General features: G+C 38.0%; 14 protein-coding genes. 10 read left to right on the forward strand and 4 right to left on the reverse strand.

What is annotated here, in order from left to right; translation table 11 throughout:
* Position 1 precedes the first annotated feature (1 nt).
* The 3 genes from BLT95_RS07375 to BLT95_RS07385 form a co-directional block, all read right to left on the reverse strand.
* Positions 2-1,072 (reverse strand): aspartate kinase, encoded by a 1,071-nt coding sequence (locus BLT95_RS07375; RefSeq protein WP_089665463.1) that lies wholly within the window; start codon positions 1,070-1,072, stop codon positions 2-4.
* The gene (locus tag BLT95_RS07380; protein ID WP_089665464.1) at positions 1,035-2,048 is read right to left on the reverse strand and encodes an alpha/beta fold hydrolase; all 1,014 of its coding nucleotides are present in this window, start codon (positions 2,046-2,048) and stop codon (positions 1,035-1,037) included. The genes BLT95_RS07375 and BLT95_RS07380 overlap by 38 nt, the downstream gene beginning before the upstream one ends.
* A 109-nt stretch (positions 2,049-2,157) precedes the next feature.
* Positions 2,158-3,450: an O-acetylhomoserine aminocarboxypropyltransferase/cysteine synthase family protein gene (locus BLT95_RS07385; RefSeq protein ID WP_089665465.1), complete on the reverse strand. Its 1,293-nt coding sequence runs from the start codon at positions 3,448-3,450 to the stop codon at positions 2,158-2,160.
* Between the two features lie 986 nt (positions 3,451-4,436).
* Here BLT95_RS07385 and metK point away from each other — a divergent pair.
* The 9 genes from metK to BLT95_RS07435 all read left to right on the forward strand — a co-directional run bounded on the left by metK (position 4,437) and on the right by BLT95_RS07435 (position 15,545).
* A complete protein-coding gene (metK, locus tag BLT95_RS07395; RefSeq protein WP_089665467.1) occupies positions 4,437-5,702 on the forward strand; it encodes a methionine adenosyltransferase in 1,266 nt (421 codons plus the stop codon).
* A gap of 109 nt (positions 5,703-5,811) precedes the next feature.
* A complete protein-coding gene (locus BLT95_RS07400) occupies positions 5,812-7,176 on the forward strand; it encodes an acyl-CoA dehydrogenase family protein (RefSeq protein WP_089665468.1) in 1,365 nt (454 codons plus the stop codon).
* 17 nt (positions 7,177-7,193) lie between these two features.
* Entirely contained in the window at positions 7,194-8,123 is a 930-nt protein-coding gene (locus BLT95_RS07405; RefSeq protein ID WP_089665469.1) for a glyoxylate/hydroxypyruvate reductase A, read from the forward strand.
* An 18-nt stretch (positions 8,124-8,141) separates the two neighbouring features.
* Positions 8,142-8,588 carry a universal stress protein gene (locus BLT95_RS07410; RefSeq protein ID WP_089665470.1) on the forward strand — a complete coding sequence of 149 codons (447 nt, stop codon included), beginning with the start codon at positions 8,142-8,144 and terminating at the stop codon, positions 8,586-8,588.
* A gap of 95 nt (positions 8,589-8,683) precedes the next feature.
* Positions 8,684-9,619 carry a threonine/serine dehydratase gene (locus BLT95_RS07415; protein ID WP_089666874.1) on the forward strand — a complete coding sequence of 312 codons (936 nt, stop codon included), beginning with the start codon at positions 8,684-8,686 and terminating at the stop codon, positions 9,617-9,619.
* Positions 9,620-9,710: 91 nt separating this feature from the next.
* Complete coding sequence (locus tag BLT95_RS07420) at positions 9,711-13,016, forward strand: amidohydrolase family protein (RefSeq protein WP_089665471.1); 3,306 nt, start codon at positions 9,711-9,713, stop codon at positions 13,014-13,016.
* Between the two features lie 28 nt (positions 13,017-13,044).
* Positions 13,045-14,850: an SLC13 family permease gene (locus BLT95_RS07425; protein WP_089665472.1), complete on the forward strand. Its 1,806-nt coding sequence runs from the start codon at positions 13,045-13,047 to the stop codon at positions 14,848-14,850.
* A 2-nt stretch (positions 14,851-14,852) separates the two neighbouring features.
* Entirely contained in the window at positions 14,853-15,185 is a 333-nt protein-coding gene (locus tag BLT95_RS07430) for a DUF202 domain-containing protein (protein WP_089665473.1), read from the forward strand.
* Between the two features lie 6 nt (positions 15,186-15,191).
* Positions 15,192-15,545, forward strand: coding sequence for a DUF6122 family protein (locus BLT95_RS07435; protein WP_089665474.1), 354 nt, complete (start codon positions 15,192-15,194; stop codon positions 15,543-15,545).
* Here the strand turns inward: BLT95_RS07435 and BLT95_RS07440 are convergent.
* On the reverse strand, positions 15,542-16,486 hold the full coding sequence (locus tag BLT95_RS07440) for a DUF302 domain-containing protein (RefSeq protein ID WP_089665475.1): 945 nt from the start codon (positions 16,484-16,486) through the stop codon (positions 15,542-15,544). The two genes, BLT95_RS07435 and BLT95_RS07440, sit on opposite strands and share 4 nt — an antisense overlap.
* A 179-nt stretch (positions 16,487-16,665) precedes the next feature.
* Between BLT95_RS07440 and BLT95_RS07445 the strand changes: the two genes are divergently transcribed.
* Positions 16,666-17,280, forward strand: a complete 615-nt coding sequence (locus tag BLT95_RS07445; RefSeq protein ID WP_089665476.1) for a deoxynucleoside kinase — start codon at positions 16,666-16,668, stop codon at positions 17,278-17,280.
* The last annotated feature ends 12 nt before the right edge of the window (positions 17,281-17,292 follow it).

Genomic DNA, 17,292 nt, shown 5'->3' on the forward strand with positions numbered 1-17,292 from the left:
TTTAATTTAAACGTTCAGAAATTTTCAAAATATCACCAAATACTCCTCTTGCAGTGACCTCTGCTCCGGCTCCGGCTCCGCGAATCACCAAAGGCAGATCATTATAAGATTCGGTATAGATTTCAAAAATGTTATCGGCTCCTTCTATTTGTCCAAGCACGGATGATTTTGGTTCATTGATAAGTTTTGCTTCTAATTCTCCACTTACTGCATTTAATTCTCCAATATATCTAAGCACCTCATCTTTAGATTTTTCATCTTTATAACTTTTAAAGTGCGAATCCAGTAATCTAGATTTCTTATTGAATTCCTCTAATGTAGTTTCACCGTTAAGTTGCTTCGGAATCAAAGACTGAATCTTTACATCTGTTAGTTCTTTATGTAGTTCCAGTTCTCTGGCCAGGATCAATAATTTTCGTCCAACGTCTTTTCCGCTTAGATCTATACGGGCATCTGGCTCTGTATACCCTAGTACTCCGGCTTCTTTTAATACTTCAGAAAACTCTTTTTCCTCTTCTGAATAGGTATTAAAAATATAGCTCAAGGATCCTGAGAAAACTCCGCGTATCCTGGTCACTTTTTCTCCTGAAAGATGCAGATTTCTTAGTGTTTCAACTATTGGTAAACCTGCTCCCACATTGGTCTCGTAGATAAATTTCTTATTGTTTTTCTTTAATTCCTTTCTCAAGGTCTCGTAAAATTCTGAGGACAGCGTGTTGGCAACTTTATTAGCTGCAATAATATGGCTCCCCGAATTTACCAGTGAGATATAGTTTTGCGGAAAATCGTCACTAGCCGTGGTATCTATAGAAACAAGGTTTTCAAAATTGCTTTCTCTGAAATAGTCTTCAATATCCTTAAAAGAATATCTCCTTGCATCTGATTTAAAACCGTTCCAGCCAGATTTAATGCCCTGGGGATTTAATAAGGCATGAGAAGAATCGGCTACCAGTACTATTTTTATCATAATTCCGGAAGCATTCTTTAAATGTTCTTCAGAACTTGCAAGTTGCTGTAGCAGCTTACTTCCTACCTTACCCGGCCCAAACAGAGCGAGATGAATCGTTTTCATATTTTTTTGTTGTTTGTTGAAAAATTGGTTTTAAAAATCTGTTTAATTGATCTGTTTCGATCAAAAAAGCATCGTGGCCGTGTATGGATTGAATCTCATGAATATTGATATTATCTTTTATTAATGATAGTTCTACATAGGTATTCCAGTTTTCTTCTGCCAGGAAAAAAAGGTCTGAATTAACTGTTACTATATGAATATCTCCCTGAATTTTACTTGCGGCTTCCAGGTAATTGCCAGATCCATGGCTGATGTCTATGGTAGTTAGCAAATGATTCATCAGTTTATAAGACTTCAAATTGAACCGGTTACTTAGTTTTTCACCATGATGTAAAAGCCAATGCTCCACTTCAAAAACCTGATCTTTTGAATTCCTCTTACTCTCAAATTTTTGAGCAAGCGATTGCGGAGTTCGATAAAATGTCATGGCATGCATTCTGGCATCGTTTACCGGATTGGAAGAATTATTCAAAATATGATCCTGAATTCTGCAATTGGCTACCAACCAGTCCGTCGACTTATAATCAGTTGCAATTGGGATAATATGTTTCGCCAGTTCAGGCTTCAGCACTGCAAGTTCCCAGGCCAGTGCGCCGCCAATACTGCCCCCGATAATGGCAAAAAGCTTTCTGATATTCAATTTTTCAAGTGCAAGAGCCTGAATCGCGGCAATATCTTTTAATGTAAATTCTTTGTAATTTTCAAAGAACTGGTCCTTATGTCCTTTGAATCCGTTTCCCGGAATATTAAAAGCCAGTACACAGAATTCATTAATATCTATGCATTTGTTTTCTCCAATAAGTTCCTTCCACCAGCCTTTTCTTCCCGTGATAAGAGAATTTCCCGTTAATGCATGATTGACCAGAATGATAGGTGCTTCTGTTGAGTTTTTTCCGAAGAATTGATAGCTCAAATGAATATCCTGTACTGTTCCTGCAGAATTTTTAAAGTTCTCTATTTTAATTTCTTCAAGCATATTTTATAAAACTCTTTTATCTTATGTTTTGTCCGGCTGAGCCTGTCGAAGGCTTCAATTAAATTGTGATATTAACCCCACTTCGACAAGCTCAATGCGACAAGTCTATTTAAACCAATGATTTCTTTTGAATTTGAGAAAAAGCTTCTTTTAGATCTGCTTTGAGATCGCCTACTTCTTCCAAACCGACTGATAATCTTATAAGATCTGGTGTTACCCCGGTTGATCTTTGTTCGTCTTCCGTTAATTGCTGGTGGGTAGTACTGGCTGGATGAATAATTAGTGACTTCGTGTCGCCAATATTTGCCAGTAGCGAAAATACTTTTGACGCATCTACTACTGTTTTGGCTGCTTCAAATCCTCCTTTTACTCCAAATGTCACTAGTCCGCTCTGTCCTTCCGGTAAATATTCCTGAGCTAATTGATAGTATTTATTATCTTCAAGTCCCGGATAATTCACCCACTCCACTTCTTCCTGTTGCTGAAGCCATTTCGCTAGTTCCAATGCATTCTGACTATGTTCCTTAATCCTAATCTTCAACGTTTCAAGCCCCTGAATGATCTGAAAAGCGTTAAATGGACTCAAAGCCGCACCATGATCTCTTAGACCTTCAATCCTAACCTTCGCTATAAAAGCAGCTTCTTCAAGTGCTTCATGATAAACAAGGCCATGATAACCAGGAGATGGTTCTGTAAACTCCGGAAATTTCCCGTTAGCCCAGTCGAACCGACCCGCATCAATGATCGCTCCTCCCAGGGAAGTTCCATTTCCGTTAATATATTTCGTCAAGGAATGGATCACAATATCGGCGCCGTGTTCTATTGGATTCAATAGGTATGGGGTAGCTACTGTATTATCTACAATAAAAGGGACTTTAAATGCCTTCGCTTCTTTAGAGATTGCTTTAAGATCCAGTACATCCAGTTTGGGGTTTCCAAGAGATTCCACAAAAAAGACGCGTGTATTTTCTTTTGCCGCTTTCGTGAAGTTCTCAGGATTTTGTGGATCTACAAAGGTGGTAGTGATACCGAATCTTGGTAAGGTGTTTTTTAGCAAATTAAATGTTCCGCCATACAAACTGCTGGATGCTACAATATGATCGCCCGCTTTAAGCAAGGTTAATAAGGCAGTATTAATTGCAGCAGTTCCTGATGCAGTGACCACAGCCCCAATTCCGCCTTCTATCGCAGCCAGTCGCTGTTCAAGAATGTCGTTGGTTGGATTGTTTAACCTGGTGTATATAAATCCAGGTTTTGCCAGTGAAAAAAGATCTGCAGCGTGATCACTATCGTTAAAAACGTATGAACTTGTTTGATAAATTGGAACTGCTCTGGTTCCGCCATTCTGAGTGGTATCATGTCCTGCATGAAGTGCTTTGGTTGAAAAATTTTGAGTGCTCATAATTCTAATATTTTTATAAATGAAAATTCTACTAATAAAAAAGTCCCCCTGATATGCTATTACCAGGGGGACTTTACGAATTGAACTTTATAACTAGATCTATATTCTCAAGTTTTGGTAATAGCTTGCCATGCGATACATACACATCGCCATCATATTAGACATCATCATATTTGCTATTATTTGAGTTTTCATTTGTTTAATTTTTAAGACACTTCACTACACTCAGCCTAACATTTTATTTACTGACTTTAATTTTTGTCAAGCTGAACTTGATTCAGTTTCTCAATAGATCCTGAAACAAGTTCAGGATGACGCTATTTTTTATTTCAACTTAAAAATGAAGACATAAAAAAAGCCGCTGCGGTTGGCAGCGGCTTTTTGCAATATATCTTTTTCAGTTTATGCAATAGTGTGCGCTGCGGAGGCTTCCGGCATCATACACATCATATTACAAATTGTTCTGATCATTTTTTTATTCTTCGTTTACAAAGATAACGACGGACTTTTTTATTTTCCAAGCTTTTGAAGAAGAATTATTAAAAATAATTATTTAGCCCATTATTTTAAGAATTTCGAAATTAAAATCGGTTTGTATAGTTAATTTCAAAAAATTTCTTTGCGTTAGGGATAGAGTGGTTTGTTTGAGCTCTCCCGATTTTTTTTTATCGGGAAGCGAGCCGCGAAAGCCCGGCGCTAGCCTGTTTAAGGCGAAGCGCAACGCCCAGATCATTAGTAAATCATAACTTTTACTTGTTCAACAAATCTTATTAAAACTTCAAATAGGATAAAATGACGTTAAATCAATTTGTCATGATATGAATTTTCATACATTTGTGCTCAACATATTGAAAGGGATAGATTTGACTGATTGCAACCCTAATATCTAAAGAGGTATTTTAAAATGCTAAAGCAGAATGTTTCTACACTCCAATTAGCTCTTCACGTCAAATTTTTCCATTTTTATAAACTTAAAAAGGAATTGAATGGCTTATTTATTTACTTCAGAAAGTGTTTCTGAAGGCCACCCCGATAAAATTGCAGATCAGATTAGTGATGCCTTACTGGATAATTTCCTGGCGTTTGATGGTGAATCTAAAGTTGCCTGCGAAACCATGGTAACTACAGGACAGGTTGTTCTTGCTGGTGAAGTGAGAAGCAACACCTATCTGGATGTTCAAAATATTGCCCGCGACGTGATCAATGATATTGGTTATACTAAAGGCGCCTATAAATTTAGCGGTGATTCCTGTGGGGTCATTTCATTAATCCATGAACAATCCCAGGATATTTACCAGGGGGTAGATCGTGGAAAAAAAGAGGAACAGGGTGCCGGCGACCAGGGAATGATGTTTGGTTATGCCACCAACGAGACTGAAAATTATATGCCTCTTGCGCTTGACATTTCGCACAAGATCCTTATTGAACTTGCTAAATTAAGACGTGAAGGCAAGGAAATAGAATATCTGAGACCCGATTCTAAAAGCCAGGTGACTATTGAATATAGCGATGAGAATGTTCCAGAAAGAATTGTGGCAATTGTAGTTTCTACTCAGCATGATGATTTTGATGCAGATGACGAAAAAATGTTGGCGAAGATCAAAAAAGATATTATTGAAATTTTGATTCCGAGGGTAAAAGAGCAGCTACCAGACTATGTTCAGAAATTATTTAATGATGATATTGTATATCATATTAATCCAACCGGGAAATTTGTAATAGGTGGACCTCATGGTGATGCAGGACTTACTGGTAGAAAGATCATCGTGGACACTTATGGAGGCAAAGGTGCACATGGAGGTGGAGCATTTTCAGGAAAAGACCCATCCAAGGTAGACCGTTCTGCCGCCTATGCTTCCAGGCATATTGCTAAGAATCTAGTGGCTGCAGGCGTAGCTCCGGAAATTCTGGTTCAGGTTTCGTATGCAATTGGAGTGGTTGAGCCAACATCTATTTCAGTATATACCTACGGAAAGAAAAACACAGATTTAAGCGACGGGCAAATTGCTGAAAAAGTAAAAGAGATTTTTGATATGCGTCCCGCTGCTATTGAAGACAGGTTGAAACTTAGAAATCCTATTTACCGGGAAACTGCGGCTTACGGCCATATGGGAAAAGAGCCCCGGAAGATCACCAAAATTTTTGAAAGCCCTTACAAAGGAAAAATCACCAGGGAAGTGGAGTTATTTACCTGGGAGAAGCTTGATTATGTAGATAAAGTGAAAGAAGCAATATCGATCAACGAGAACTAAAATTTAAAAGCCGCCACTGAGCGGCTTTTTTTTATCATTTCTTCGGAAAACCTTAACAGCAGTGAGCTTTATTAATTCCTATTTTTAAAATTCACCAAGAGGTTTTCCAATGTCTATATTTAGAAAAGTCAAAAACACCATCAGCCTTTTAAAGTCGGTTGACATGGATCAATTAGCTAAGATCAATGAAAAAATAGATCTGGGTGATGCCATGAAATCTTTAGGAAGTCTGGACGACCGTCAATTGGCCGGATTGATGAAAATGTTAAAAACGAAACGCAAAAAAGGCCAGCATGACCACCCTCCCATCGATGGTGATTTTTATAATCTGGATCTTAAACTAACCGAAAAACAACGCGAAATTCAGCTGAAGGTTCGCAATTTCATGGAAGATGAAATTAAACCTTTGGTAAATGAATACTGGAAGAAAGATCAGTTTCCTTTTGAGATCATTGAAAAATTCAGAGACCTGAATATTGTAGGAGTTCCATATGAAGGATATGGCTGCCCAAATTTGCCATTTTTAATGGAAGGTATCATCGCCCAGGAGATCGCCAGGGTTGATGTTTCCATCTCTACATTTTTTGGAGTTCATAGCGGACTGGCCATGGGTTCTATTTATTTATGCGGAAGTGAGGAGCAAAAACAGGAATGGCTCCCAAAAATGCAGAAAATGGAAAAAATAGGTGCATTTGGCCTTACAGAACCCAATGTAGGCTCTGGAGTTGCCGGCGGGCTGGAAACCACCTGCAAATTTGATGGTGAAAACTGGATTTTAAATGGTCAGAAAAAATGGATTGGTAACGCTACTTTTGCTGATGTTACGATTATCTGGGCCAGGGATCTTGACTCTAATCAGGTGAAAGGTTTTTTGGTGCGAAAAGAAAATCCAGGTTTTAAAACCGAAAAGATCAAAGATAAAATGGCCTTAAGAATTGTTCAAAATGCCATTATTACTTTAACAGATTGCAAAATTCCGGAAGGCGACAGGCTTCAAAATGCAAATTCCTTTAAAGACACTGCCAACGTTCTAAGAATGACCAGAGCCGGAGTAGCCTGGCAAGCAGTTGGATGTGCAAGGGGAGCTTACGAAAGTGCTTTGAAATACACTAAAAAAAGAGAACAGTTTGGAAGACCTATTGCTTCTTTCCAGTTAATTCAGGATCATTTAGTGGAAATGCTTTCAAATCTAACAGCGATGCAAACCCTGGTTTTCAGACTTTCAGAAATGCAGGACCAGGAACTGCTCACAGATGAACATGCAAGTCTGGCCAAAGTATATTGTAGCATGCGTATGAGAGATGTGGTTAGCCGGGCTAGAGAAGTACTTGGAGGTAACGGAATATTATTAGAATATGATGTAGCCCGCTTTGTTGCAGATGCAGAAGCGATCTACAGCTATGAAGGAACCAAAGAAATTAATTCGCTTATTGTAGGCAGGGCCATTACAGGCTATAGTGCCTTTGTAAGCTAAAATGAAAAAGAGAAATTATGTCAGTTTTGATTGTATGTCCGGGAAGAGATCCGGAGAATTGGGTAAAAGCTTTAGAGAACCAGCATCCGGGGATGAATATTTATGTATATCCTGAAGATCATGATAACGAAGAGGTAGAATTCGCTTTAACATGGAATCATCCAAGAGGATTATTTAAAAATTATCCAAACCTCAAGGTTATTGCAAGTATGGGTGCAGGAGTAGATCATATTTTGAGCGACAATGCTTTACCGGAAGGCGTTAAGATCACTAAGGTAATAGATGATACTCTCACAGAAGACATGGGGGATTTTGTATTAAGCCAGGTAATGAACCATATAAGAGGCTTACATCATTATGTAAAATGCCAGAAAGAAAAACAGTGGGATAAATTTCAGTATAAAAGACCTCAGAATACCAAAGTCGGGATTATGGGGCTTGGTGTCCTTGGTAATGCGGTTGCAGAAAAACTTCACAAGAATTTTTTCAAGGTTTATGGATGGTCTCGAACCGAGAAAAACTGCGATAATATAACAAGTTTTCATGGAAGAGAACAGCTTGAAGAGTTTCTAGAAAATTCTGAAATTCTGATATGTTTATTACCTTTAACAGAAGACACTGAAAATATATTGAATGCAGACCTATTTGATATGCTACCGGAAGGTGCCTATGTAATAAATGTCGCCAGAGGTGAACATCTGGTGGAACACGACCTTATTGAGATGATAGGTAACGGCCATCTTGCCGGAGCTTCATTAGATGTTTTTAGAGAAGAACCATTACCAGAAGAACATCCATTCTGGGAGCATTCCAGGATAAACATCACCCCCCATATTGCCAGTGTGACAAAACCTGAATCTGTGGTACCCCAAGTTGTAGATAATTACGAAAGAATGAAAGAAGAAGAACCTCTTAAAAACAGGGTCGAATTAGATAAAGGGTATTAATAATTAAATTTTTTACAGATGGATACTTTTAAGAATATCATGGTAGCTGTAGATTTTAATGACAGCATTGGGGAACTTATGGTTTATGCTGATAGTCTGGCTCAAAAATTTGGATCGAAAGTATGGGTATTGCATGTTGCCGAACCAGAACCCGATTTTATTGGCTATGAACCTGGCCCTCAGTACATAAGAGATATTAAAGCTGAAGAGTATCGCGAAGAACATCGTAATCTCCAGGAAATCTGTAAAAATTTCTTAAGTGAAGATGTGAAAGTAGATGCTTTATTAATTCAGGGGTCAACCGTGGAAACCGTTATGAGTGAAGCTCAAAACCTGAATATTGACCTACTGATTGTAGGAACACATAAACATAGTTTTTTACACAATTTATTGCAGGAGAGCGTATCTATGGAGCTAATTAAAAAAGCTGAAATCCCCATGCTTGCTATTCCTATAGATGAATAAAAAATAAATAGAAATCTGTCTCAAAAGGGATCTATTTTCAAGCTGAATTTTGAGACAGGTTCTTTATTTTCACACCAAATCCACAAATTTTGGAAATAAAAAAATCTCATTTAGAAGCTGTTTTAAAAAGAATTGAACCGCACATCCATCGCACCCCTGTATTAAGTTCCACACTTATTAATAAAATAGTTGAGGCAGATCTGTGGTTTAAGTGTGAGAACTTTCAAAAGATGGGAGCTTTTAAAATGCGAGGCGCTACCAACGCGATCTTAAATCTTTCCGAAGAAAAAAAAGCGAAGGGAGTGGTGACTCATTCTTCCGGGAATTTCGCCCAGGCACTTTCACTTGCCGCTAAAAGTTTAAATGTTCCAGCCTACATCGTCATGCCAGATTCTGCTCCTGAAGTAAAAAAAGCGGCAGTTAGAAACTATAACGGAGAAATAACAGAGTGCCCCTCTACTTTAAAAGATCGTGAAGAGACTGCAAATAAAATACAGGAAGAGACAGGAGCTACTTTTTTACATCCATCTAATGACCTGGATGTAATCCTGGGCCAGGGAACCGCAGCACTAGAATTGCTTCAGGATCATCCAGATCTGGATTATATTATATGTCCTGTTGGAGGTGGCGGACTTATAGCTGGCACCGCACTCGCCGTCAAGCATTTTGGGAATAACTGTAAATGTATTGGCGGTGAACCTATGGAAGCCGATGATGCCTGGCGCTCTTTACAAAGCGGTAAGATTGAAACTAATGATACTGCAAATACCATTGCCGATGGTTTAAAAACTCAATTAGGCGATCAAAACTTTCCCATTATTCTTGAAAATGTAGATGAAATCATTAGAGTTTCTGAAGAAGAAATCAAAGCTGCACTTAGATTGATCTGGGAACGAATGAAGATCGTAGTAGAAGCCTCCAGTGCTGTTCCGCTTGCAGCATTAATAAAAGAAAAGCATCGATTCAGGAATAAAAATATTGGAATAATAATTTCTGGTGGAAATGTAGATCTAAGCAAACTTCCATTTTAAAACTCCGGGAGTAGTTTTGCAAATTAATAATAGGCTGTCTTTCATCACATAGAAAGTTGCTGTATATTTAAGTACTATAAACTACTCAATCATGCATCAATACTTAAAGGCTACGATCCTTTTATTTATTATTACCAGTTTCAATTTTTCATCAGCTCAGAAGAAAGATGAGAAGAAGGATGAAAAATGGGAGGTTGCCAATCCCTATCCTGAAGACTGGAATTTCAAAACGATGACGCTTAATACTACTGAGGGAACATGGATGAACCTTGATGTAAGTCCCGATGGGAAAACACTGGTTTTTGATCTTTTGGGAGACATATATAAAATGCCTATTTCAGGAGGTAAGGCCACGATTCTAAGAACAGGAATTCCGTACGAAGTTCAACCCAGATTTAGCCCTGATGGCTCGAAAATATCATTCACCAGTGATGCAGGTGGTGGAGATAATATTTGGGTAATGGACACCAATGGCAAAAATGCCAAACAGATCACGGAAGAAAAATTCAGATTACTGAATAACGCGGTGTGGACTCCTGATGGAAATTCATTGATAGCCAGAAAACACTTTACTTCAGGACGGTCTCTGGGGGCGGGAGAAATGTGGCAATATCATATTGCCGCAAAAGAAGGTTTGCAAATTACTGAACGTAAGAACGATCAGCAGGATGTAAATGAGCCGAGTATTACCGCAGATGGCAAATATCTTTTTTACAGTGAGGATATGTATCCTGGTGGAAATTTTCAATATAACAAAGATCCCAATAAGCAGATATATGTAATTAAACGATATGATTTCGAAACCGGTGAAACTATTACCATTACTGGAGGGCCAGGTGGCGCAGCCCGGCCTGAAGTTTCTCCCGACGGAAAAAAACTTGCATTTGTAAAACGAATCAGGACCAAATCTGTATTATTTATTCATGATCTTGAAACCGGGGAAGAGTGGCCTGTGTTTGATAAGCTAAGCAAAGATCAGCAGGAAGCCTGGGCAATCTTTGGGGTATATCCAAATTTTAGCTGGATGCCGAATAACAAGGAACTGGTTTTCTGGGCGAATGGAAAAATAAATAAGGTAGATATTGACAGTTATGAAGTCTCTGAGATTCCATTTCAGGTAAATAATAATATCGAAATCGCTGAAACTTTACAAACCGATCATCAAGTATTTTCGGAAAAATTTAATCCAAAAGTAATTCGCCATGCTGTTACTTCTCCAAACGGAAAAACTCTGGTTTTCAACGCTGTTGGTTTTCTATGGAAAAAATCGCTGCCGAATGGAAAACCTCAACGAATCACCAATTCAGAAGATTTTGAATTTGAACCGAGTTTTTCACCAGATGGAAATCATATTATTTATGTAACCTGGGATGACCAGAATCTTGGTGCCATTAAAAGTGTTTCTTTGTCTGGGGGCTCTTCAAAAACGATTACTTCAGAAAAAGGAATTTATAGAAATCCTTCTTATTCTAATGATGGGAAAATGATCGTTTTTTCAAAAGAGTCTGGTAACAGCGATCTGGGACAGACCTTTACCAAAGAACCGGGAATTTACACGATGAATGCTTCCGGAGAAAATGTAAAAAAACTGGTTAAAGAAGGAATTTTCCCTGTTTTTAATGTGGATAATTCCCGTATTTTCTTTCAGACAGGCGGATATTTCTTCGGAGATATCACTAAAAGTCTTAAAAGTGTTGATCTGAATGGGAAAGATGAAAGAACGCATATTAATTCAAAATATGCCAATAGAATTCTGCCTAGTCCTGATAATAAATGGATCCTATTCAGCAATTTACATAAAGCATATGTAGCGCCTTTTGCCTTGACTGGCCAGGCAATAGATCTTACTCCAGATTCAAAAACATTACCTGTAACCCAAATAACAAAAGATGCCGGAATTAATTTACACTGGTCTAATAATAGTGAGAAAATTCACTGGACACTGGGCGATGAATATTTTACAAATGAACTTGAAAAGAGATTTACGTTCTTAAAGAATTCTCCAGATTCTATTCCCGCAGTTACCGAAAAAGGGATCAAAGTTGGTCTTGAAATCAAGACAGACGTCCCTGAAGGTATGGTCGCCTTTACTAACGCACGAATTATCACTATGGCTGGTGATAGAGTGATTGAAAACGGAAGTATTCTGATAAAAGGCAATAAAATTGAGGCTATTGGAGAAAATGATGAAGTGAATATTCCTTCTTCGGCTAAAACTTATGATGTTCAGGGAAAAACGATCATGCCGGGTATTGTAGATGCTCATGCTCATATTGGAGCTTTTAGATACGGACTTACTCCCAAAAAACACTGGCCATCTTATGCAAACTTAGCATTTGGCGTGACCACCGCACATGATCCTTCCGCTTTAAGTGAAACCGTTTTTGGAATTGCTGAACTGATCAAAAGTGGCGATATGGTAGGCCCAAGATTATATTCTACAGGAATTATTCTTTACGGGGCTGACGGGGATTTTAAAGCGGAAATCAATAGCATCGATGATGCACGTTCTGCTTTACAAAGAACCAAGGCTTTTGGAGCCACTTCAGTAAAAAGTTATAATCAGCCCAGACGGGAACAAAGACAACAGGTTCTTTTAGCAGCAAAAGAGTTAAATATGAATGTAGTTCCTGAAGGCGGGTCTACCTTCTTTCACAATATGAATATGATCGTCGACGGTCACACCGGAATTGAACATAACATTCCTGTGGCTCCGGTTTATAAAGATGTTCTAAGCTTATGGGGAGCTTCGAATACCGGCTATACCCCTACGCTTATTGTTAATTATGGCGGAATAAATGGAGAATATATTTTCTATGATAAAACCAATGTCTGGGAGAATGAACGACTTTTAACTTTTACTCCACGGGAACTGGTAGATTCAAGATCGCGACATAGAACCAAGTTACCGGAAGAAGAATATGAAAACGGACCTATTTTAGTTTCAGAAACGGCCAAAGCACTTTCAGACGAAGGCGTGAAAGTAAATCTTGGCGCACATGGACAATTACAGGGACTAGGTGCTCACTGGGAATTATGGTTGCTTCAAATGGGCGGGATGACCAATATGGAAGCTTTACAGGCAGCAACCATTAACGGAGCTGAGTATATAGGGATGGATAAGGAGATCGGTTCACTGGAAAAAGGAAAACTGGCAGACCTTATTGTACTGGATAAAAATCCGCTAGAGGACATTAGAAATTCTGAGTCTGTGATCTATACGATGGTAAACGGGCGATTATTTGACGCTACAACCATGCATCAAATTGGAAATGAGCCTGAAGAACGAACCAATTTTTACTGGGAAAACAACAAATATAATTCAGCTTTTCAATGGCATGAAAGCACGCAAAGTTTTACCAGACCTAATTGTGTTTGCCATGGAACGGGAAATTAATATATAACATGCGATAATACCAAAAGGTATGGAATTGTATCTAACAGTTGCGATAATTATCATAGGGATCATTCTCTTTGTGCGCGATTATTTCTCGATAGATACCACTTCCATTATCATCATGGCGTTATTTATCGTCTCAGGGGTGTTAAGCCCCGAAGAAGGATTTTCTGGTTTTAATCACCCGGCGACGATCACGCTTGGCTGTATGTTTGTAGTAAGCGCCGCGGTTTTCAAATCTGGACTTATTGATGGCTTAAGTACAAAGCTTATTAAAATTGCAAGGATCAATTATTTCTTTGCGCTGGTTTCCCTGTGTATTACTTCGGCGGTACTTTCAGCATTTATCAATGATTCAGCAGTAGTGGCTATTTTAATTCCTGTAGCATTGCTTGTATGTAGAGAAGCCAGTATAAGTCCCGCGAGATTACTTATTCCTATTTCCTTTTCAGCATTATTTGGCGGCACCTGTACCCTTATAGGAACTTCTACTAACATCCTGGTAAGCAGTTATGCTGAAAAACTAGGGTCGGAAGCTTTTGGAATGTTTGAATTCTCTCTTGCAGCCCTATGTTTACTTTCTATTGGAATGGCGTATATTTTTATTGTAGGCCCCATACTTCTACCTAAAAGAGATACCCCGGAAGAAGCAGGTCTTAAAAAACAGGCGGAAAAATATATGGCTGAAATTGAACTTCTTGGTACTAGCGATGATGTAGATATTTCTATAGCAGCATCAAAACTGGTAAATGATTTTAAAGTTCAAATACTTAGGATCAAGAGAAAACATTATCGGGTGTATGAAATCAACGGTGAGACTGTATTGAGAGAAAATGATCTTATTAGAATACTTGTAGACCCGGTAAATCTCTCAAAACTTAAGCTTAGAAAAGGTCTAAAGGTAATTGGCGACAAAGAGAATGTTAAAGCTGTAGAACCAGATGATCAAATAAATCCTAAAAATACCTCTCCAAGCGAAGAGAAGAAAATCTATGAGGTCATGATACCTTACGGGTCTGAACTTGCAGGAAGATCTATAAAACAACTTAATTTTAGAAGCACCTATTACGCTTCGGTAATTGCAATCAGGCATCGTAAGGAAACCATTACCGAAGATGTTTCTCACGTGGTATTGAAAGAAGGCGATATGATGTTGCTATTCGCATCAGAAAAAGCGATCTCTTTACTGGCTTCAGAAAAATTAATTGTCACACTTTCTGAATATCAGGGAAAAAAAGTAGATTATAAAAAAGCCATCCCGGCTCTTCTAATCGTGATTGGTGTTGTTAGTGCCGCAGCATTTAATCTAACTTCCATTCTTATAAGTGCCATGGTTGGAAGTCTTCTATTGGTAACGCTTACTATCTTGAAACCTCAGGAAGCATACGAAGCCATAGAATGGAAAGTAATCTTTATGATCGCAGGAGTACTTTCTATGGGAAAAGCCCTGGAGAAAACTGGTGGATCTGATATTATTTCTCAACATATCTATGAATCATTAGGCTCACTGGATCCAAGATGGACGCTTAGTCTCATTTTTCTTTTCACATTTTTATCTACTAATGTACTTTCCAGCAAAGCTGCGGCCGCTTTGATGACACCCATTGTAATAAGTCTTGCTGCGGCCATGCAGGTAAGTGAAAAACCTTTTTTAATCGGGGTCATGTTCGCGTGCTCCCTAACTTTTATGACTCCGGTAAGTTATCCTGTAAATACCATGGTCTATGCACCGGGAAATTATAAGTTCAGAGATTTTTTAAAGTTCGGTACACCGCTTAACTTTATCATCTGGATCGCAGCATCCTTTGTAATTCCAATATTTTTTCCTTTTTGATTATGAGAAGAGTAAAACTCCACAATCCGTTTAAAACAAGAATCATTGACGAGAAACTCCTTCGGGAACATCTTGCCCTGGAGCGAACAAAACTTGCTAATGAACGCACTTTGCTCTCCTATATCAGAGCTTCAATTTATTTGCTAATTAGCGGTCTGGCTTTACTTCAAATTAAGGAATACCAGGGAATAAGCCTGATGTGGGTTGGATACCTATCATTATTTATCTGCATTCTTTTTCTTCTAGTAGGAATTTCCAGATATATTGCATTAGAAAGAAGATTAAATGATCTGCTTAGAGATGATAATTCAGAAGAATCTGAAAGTTCCAAATAATTAGAAGTGACCCAGCAAATAGTACATTATTCCCTTCATTTTTTAGTCATTGGAGCCATCGCTTATTTCTATGATAAGAATAACTGGCTTAAATACTGGTTAATTCTTGCAGCTACCATGCTGGTTGATCTGGATCACCTACTTGCAGATCCTGTATTTGACCCGGAACGCTGCGGAATTGGATTTCATCCGTTACATTCTGAACTTGCCATTACCGCTTACGTTTTGGGGATGATTTTTATAAAGCAAAAAATAATCCGATTAATATGTATCGGATTATTCTTTCATATGTTCACAGATTTTGTGGATTGTATATGGACCCACGCACGATGTGCTACCTGTCTTCAAGATATTTTTTAATTGGAAATAGCAGTATCAGACAGATTGTTCAAAGCAGAACTGATGGTTTCAAGTATTTCCTGCGACCCCTCAATATAATGTCTTTCCGCAATAAAATATGGATCATTATACGAAACAAAGACTTCTCCTTCTTCATTTTCCCAAACCAGCATTTTCTGAGGTAAATCCAGCCCAATACTTTGTTCTTTTTGCAATAAAGGGGTTCCTAAATTTGGGTTTCCAAAAATGATGATTTTAGTTGGATTCAAATCAAGGCCTACACTTGCTGCGTTGGCTTTATGATCCAGCTCTGCAACTATTGAAATATTCTCATTAGTGCTTAAGGCATTTCTTAAACTATTATAAGTTTCATCAAAACTTTTGGAACTGGTTTTAGTGATAATTCCTTCGCCAGAACTTACTTCCTGATGAGCAGCGTACTTAATCTCTGACTTTGTTGCCGCAGAAACAAGATTTTCCAGGGCTCCGGATATTTTACTTAAAGTTGGCACGCCTTCAAGATCATGACGAGAACTTAAATAATCTACACTGTTATATAATGCTATATTATTTTTATTCTCATCTCTATAGAACAGAACTTTTTGAGGCAAATCTAGTCCTGCCAGCTGATTTTTCTGCATCAATGGGGTTCCCAGCTTAGGGTTTCCAAAAAAGATGATTTTAGTATAATCTAACTTTTTCCCAACAGAGTTCGCGTTTTTTGAGTGATCAACTTCTGCGACGATACCAATAGCATCATTTTTATTCAGATTTTGCTTTAATTGATTATAGGCTCCGGCTGCAGCGACTTCGCTATCAGCAATTCCTGTACCTACCGGGTACCCATAATTCTCGATATTCTCAGATTTAGCATTTGCAGTGCTTAAGTTTTCAGGAGGATCATTTTGCGAACAAGAAGTAAACCCAAAAATAAGACTTAAAATTAAAATTGTATTTTTCATAGTCATTGATTTTCAATGAAAATAGATTTATATAAACTTCTAATTCAATTAATTAATATTTTTTAACTGCCAATTGTTAAGCATCCTAAAAAAATGTGCGCAGTCTGTCTTCTATTGCCCCCTTATTAAATCAATTATTTTATATTTACAGTCCTTAATTCAGCCTAAGAAATCAAATTATGCATGTAGCCATCGCCGGAAACATTGGTGCAGGAAAGACCACTTTAACCAGATTACTCGCAAAACATTATAAATGGGAACCACAGTTTGAAGACGTACTGGAAAACCCATATCTCGAGGATTTCTACAACAAAATGGAACGCTGGTCGTTTAATCTGCAAATCTATTTTTTAAACAGTAGGTTTAGACAGATTTTGCAAATTAGAGAAAGTGGAAAAAAGATCATTCAGGATAGAACAATCTATGAAGATGCTTATATTTTTGCGCCCAATTTACATGCGATGGGCCTGATGACCAACAGGGATTTCGAAAATTATAAATCTTTGTTTGATCTAATGGAAAGCGTAGTACAGGGGCCAGATCTTCTTATTTACCTGAGAAGCAGCATCCCAAATCTTGTTGCACAGATACATAGCCGGGGAAGAGATTATGAGAACAGTATATCTATCGATTATTTAAGTAGATTGAATGAGCGTTATGAAGCATGGGTACATAATTATGATAAAGGAAATTTGCTAATTATTGACGTAGATAATATTAACTTTGTAGACAATCCAGAAGATCTTGGAGATATTATTAACCGTATTGATGGACAGTTACACGGACTTTTTTAAAATGAAATGAAT

Origin of the sequence: Gramella sp. MAR_2010_147 (assembly GCF_900105135.1) — a bacterium.
GTDB lineage: Bacteria > Bacteroidota > Bacteroidia > Flavobacteriales > Flavobacteriaceae > Christiangramia.

Excerpts from the sequence above, each read along its gene's own strand:
- BLT95_RS07405 (WP_089665469.1), top strand. The coding sequence starts at position 7,194 with ATGTCAGTTTTGATTGTATGTCCGGGAAGAGATCCGGAGAATTGGGTA.
- metK (WP_089665467.1), top strand. The coding sequence starts at position 4,437 with ATGGCTTATTTATTTACTTCAGAAAGTGTTTCTGAAGGCCACCCCGAT.
- BLT95_RS07400 (WP_089665468.1), top strand. The coding sequence starts at position 5,812 with ATGTCTATATTTAGAAAAGTCAAAAACACCATCAGCCTTTTAAAGTCG.
- BLT95_RS07425 (WP_089665472.1), top strand. The coding sequence starts at position 13,045 with ATGGAATTGTATCTAACAGTTGCGATAATTATCATAGGGATCATTCTC.
- BLT95_RS07440 (WP_089665475.1), bottom strand. The coding sequence starts at position 16,486 with ATGAAAAATACAATTTTAATTTTAAGTCTTATTTTTGGGTTTACTTCT.
- BLT95_RS07410 (WP_089665470.1), top strand. The coding sequence starts at position 8,142 with ATGGATACTTTTAAGAATATCATGGTAGCTGTAGATTTTAATGACAGC.
- BLT95_RS07420 (WP_089665471.1), top strand. The coding sequence starts at position 9,711 with ATGCATCAATACTTAAAGGCTACGATCCTTTTATTTATTATTACCAGT.
- BLT95_RS07430 (WP_089665473.1), top strand. The coding sequence starts at position 14,853 with ATGAGAAGAGTAAAACTCCACAATCCGTTTAAAACAAGAATCATTGAC.
- BLT95_RS07445 (WP_089665476.1), top strand. The coding sequence starts at position 16,666 with ATGCATGTAGCCATCGCCGGAAACATTGGTGCAGGAAAGACCACTTTA.
- BLT95_RS07375 (WP_089665463.1), bottom strand. The coding sequence starts at position 1,072 with ATGAAAACGATTCATCTCGCTCTGTTTGGGCCGGGTAAGGTAGGAAGT.
- BLT95_RS07380 (WP_089665464.1), bottom strand. The coding sequence starts at position 2,048 with ATGCTTGAAGAAATTAAAATAGAGAACTTTAAAAATTCTGCAGGAACA.
- BLT95_RS07385 (WP_089665465.1), bottom strand. The coding sequence starts at position 3,450 with ATGAGCACTCAAAATTTTTCAACCAAAGCACTTCATGCAGGACATGAT.